The sequence below is a fragment of the Blastococcus sp. CT_GayMR20 genome (genome assembly GCF_004570345.1).
Genome location: NZ_SPQM01000266.1, coordinates 1 through 3,293 on the forward strand (window position 1 = coordinate 1; position 3,293 = coordinate 3,293).

Here is a 3,293-nt window from a genome sequence, read left to right on the forward strand (position 1 = left end):
ACGACGTCGAGCCGGTCGAGCAGGTCGAGGAACACCACCGCGAAGTCGTTGTCGGCCACGGCCCGGGACACCTCGGCCCAGTGCACCTGCTCGCGCAGGGCCCGGGCGACCGGCAGCATCCGCGAGAAGTCGCAGTAGTGCTCGTCGAGCGCCATCAACTTCGTGGTGATGATGTCGGTCGCCGTCAGCACCGGCATGTGCACCGAGAGGACGGGCATCACCTCGGCGCGCTCGATCAGGTCGGTCTCGACCGGGTGGCCACACGTCCGCCACAGGACGTCGACGAACGACCCGCCCGCCACCACCTTGACCAGCCAGTCCTCGGGTGGCTCCTGCACCTCGAGGCCCGCGTCGGCCATCACCTTGGCCGCCCGGTCCGCCTCCGCCTCGGGCACCAGGAAGTCCGCGTCGTGGTCGGGCTCCGGCGCCCCCCGCACCCAGGCGGCGTAGCCCCCGCACAGGGCGAACGGCACGTCACCCTCCTTGAGCGCGACGGCGGTGCGCTTGAGGAGGTCCCGGATCTCGTCTCGGTCCGATGGCTGCACGCAGTCGGACTACCCGTCGCGGGCCGCCGCACGCACAGCGGCGGTAGAACCGCCGCGAGCGGGGCACAGCGAGACAGTGCGCATCGCGACCTTCAACATCCTGCACGGACGGTCCCTGGACGACGGGCTCGTGGACGTCGACCGGCTCGCCACCGCGGTGAAGAGCCTGGACGCCGACGTCCTGGGCCTCCAGGAGGTGGACCGCGACCAGCCCCGATCGCTCGGTGCCGATCTGACCGCGGTGGCCGCCGAGGCCATGGGCGCCGCCGAGCACCAGTTCGTGGCAGCGCTCGCCGGCACCCCCGGCGGCACCTGGATGGCGGCCACCGGCGACGAGCAGCCCGGCTCCGCCACCTACGGCATCGCGCTGCTGTCCCGGTACCCGGTCATCTCGTGGCGCGTGGTCCGGCTGCCGGCGCTGCGGGCCGGTGTCCCGATGTGGTTCAAGGGGTCCCGCAAGCCGATCTGGGTGAGCGACGAGCCGCGGGTCGCCGTGGCCGCCGTCATCGACGGGCCGTTCGGCGAGTTCACCGTCTGCAACACCCACCTGTCGTTCATCCCCGGGTGGAGCGCCCTGCAGCTGAGCCGGCTGGTCCGGTCCCTCACCGGCACGCGCGAGCCGCTCGCGGTCATCGGCGACCTGAACATGGAGCAGCGCCAGGCCACCCGCATCAGCGGGCTGCGGCCCATCGCGTCGGCACCCACGTTCCCGGTCGAGGCGCCCAGGCGTCAGCTCGACCACGTGCTGGTGCGGGGCGGGCTGGAGGCGACGGAACCGGCGGAGGCGGTGCGGTTGCCACTGTCGGACCACCGCGCCCTCGCCGTCCGCTGCGGTCCGTCCTGACCAGCGTGCCGCAGTCGCGGACCACGCGTCACAGGTAGATCATGTCCGCCATGGCCAGCAACGGCGCAGCCCGCATCTTCACGCTCCTCGCCACGATCGTCCGCGTCGTCTGCACGGTGATCGCCGCGCTCATCGTGGTCCACGCGGTCTTCGTGCTGTTCGAGGCCAACCCGCAGAACCTGCTCGTGGAGTTCACCGCCGGCTGGCGCGACACGTTCGGCTGGTTCACCAAGAACCTGTTCACACCGTCGGACCCGAAGATCGCCGAGGCCATCAATGACGGCCTCGCCGCGCTGATCTGGGTCGTGCTCGGCAGCCTGCTCTCCAAGCTGATCGTGCGGCTCGCCCCGGCCACCAGGGCCAAGGCCTGAGGGCCTAGCGGCCCTCGACCAGCTGCACGCCGGCCCGGTTGGGCTTGTCGGTCGGGTGGGCGTAGCGGATCCGGTGCGCCGGCAGCGGGAAGCTGTGGTCCTCCCCGAACGGCGAGAGGGCGCCGGCGGACTCGCTGGTCAGCTCGGTCAACGGCGGGCCGCCGTCGTCGGACTGCCCCCAGGTGGGCTCCACCAGGTGCGCGTTCTTCGCCTTGCGCTTGGCCATGTCGCCTCCGTGTCCAGGTGCACCGCGCGTGCACGTCGGGGGTCATCCTCTCGCGAGCCGTCCCCGCGTGCACACGGTCTCCCCCGCACGGGCGGGTCGTCATTTCTTCCGGACCACTCCGGCGCCGTAGACCATGCCCAGACCGTCGGCGGTGATCACCCACTGCCCGCTGCCGACCGGGGCGGCGCGCACCTCCGCGCCGTCGAGCCCCTGCACGGCACGCGTCCGCCAGATCGCCGTGCTGAGCAGCTTGAGCCGCACGGGCTCGTCGTCGGGGTCGAGCTCGTCGTAGCCGGCCGGCTCGAAGGCGATGATTGCCGGCCCGGCGATGCGCAGCCGGCCGCGCTGCCATGGCGTGCGCGCCAGCGCACGGCGCCAGCGCACGGTGCGGACCAGCGCGCCGACGCCGACGCCGATCGCGACGATGCCGACGAACACCAGCGAGATCACGGCGATCCCCATCCCGGGGAACCGGCGGCCGGTGCTGCCGGCGAGCGCCACCGTCGCGACGCCCAGGAGGATCCCCAGGACGACGGCGATCACGCCGCCGCCCAGCCAGCGCAGGGCCCCCGCCTGGTGGGCGTCGAGGGCGGCGCGGGTCTCGTGGTCCACCCGGCCATGCTCCCAGCAGCGGCCGTGTGCGAGGACGACGTAGCGTGGACCGGATGCCCACCGACCCCCCTGCGACGCTCGCGGCCTGGCTGCGCACCCGCAGCGACGAGCAGCTCGGCGCGCTGCTGGTGGCCCGTCCCGACGTCGCGCGCCCGGCGCCGTCCGACGTCGTGGCGCTCGCCAGCCGGCTCGCCGTCCCCGTGTCGGTCGACCGTGCCCTCGACGAGCTGGACGCGGCGACCCTGCAGGTGCTGGACGTCGTCCTCCTGGCGCAGACCGACGGGATGGCGCCCGGCGACGTCGCCGCGGCCCTGCCCGACGTCCCCGGCGACGTGCTGCAGGCCGCGCTGGACCGGCTCACCGGCCGCGCGCTGCTGTGGGGCGACGACCTGCTCCGCGCACCCGACCCGGTGCGACGCGGCGTCCGTCACCCGGCCGGGCTCGGCCGCCGCGCGACCGAGCTGCGCCTGCAGCTGCCCACCGACCTCGCCGCCGAGGTCGCCGCCCTCGACGCCGACGAGCGCGAGGTGCTAGAGCGGCTCGCCGGCGACCGCCCGGTCGGCCACCTGCCCGCCGCGCAGGTGCAGTCCCAGCTCGCGGGGCAGCTCCACGTTGAGGGCGTCGATGCGGGCCAGCAGGCCCCGCTGCAGCAGCCGCCGGGCCGGTGTGCGGCCGCCGTCGGACGGCGCGTCGGG

Annotated in this window: 5 protein-coding genes and 1 pseudogene; 3 read left to right on the forward strand and 3 right to left on the reverse strand. The window is 74.0% G+C overall.

All coding sequences use genetic code 11. The features are described 5' to 3' along the window. The coding region (locus tag E4P40_RS27055; RefSeq protein ID WP_135161384.1) for a hypothetical protein at positions 1-545 on the reverse strand (545 nt) is incomplete at its 3' end. A 76-nt stretch (positions 546-621) separates the two neighbouring features. On the opposite strand from E4P40_RS27055, the gene E4P40_RS27060 reads away from it, so the two are divergent. After that, positions 622-1,389 carry an endonuclease/exonuclease/phosphatase family protein gene (locus E4P40_RS27060; RefSeq protein WP_135161385.1) on the forward strand — a complete coding sequence of 256 codons (768 nt, stop codon included), beginning with the start codon at positions 622-624 and terminating at the stop codon, positions 1,387-1,389. A 50-nt stretch (positions 1,390-1,439) separates the two neighbouring features. After that, the gene (locus E4P40_RS27065; RefSeq protein WP_135161386.1) at positions 1,440-1,760 is read left to right on the forward strand and encodes a hypothetical protein; all 321 of its coding nucleotides are present in this window, start codon (positions 1,440-1,442) and stop codon (positions 1,758-1,760) included. Between the two features lie 4 nt (positions 1,761-1,764). Here the strand turns inward: E4P40_RS27065 and E4P40_RS27070 are convergent, their stop codons facing one another. After that, positions 1,765-1,986 (reverse strand): hypothetical protein, encoded by a 222-nt coding sequence (locus E4P40_RS27070; protein ID WP_135161387.1) that lies wholly within the window; start codon positions 1,984-1,986, stop codon positions 1,765-1,767. Positions 1,987-2,085: 99 nt separating this feature from the next. Beyond that, a complete protein-coding gene (locus E4P40_RS27075; protein WP_135161388.1) occupies positions 2,086-2,598 on the reverse strand; it encodes a hypothetical protein in 513 nt (170 codons plus the stop codon). Between the two features lie 53 nt (positions 2,599-2,651). Here E4P40_RS27075 and E4P40_RS27080 point away from each other — a divergent pair. Next, positions 2,652-3,293, forward strand: a pseudogene (locus tag E4P40_RS27080) (hypothetical protein); the annotation flags it as partial.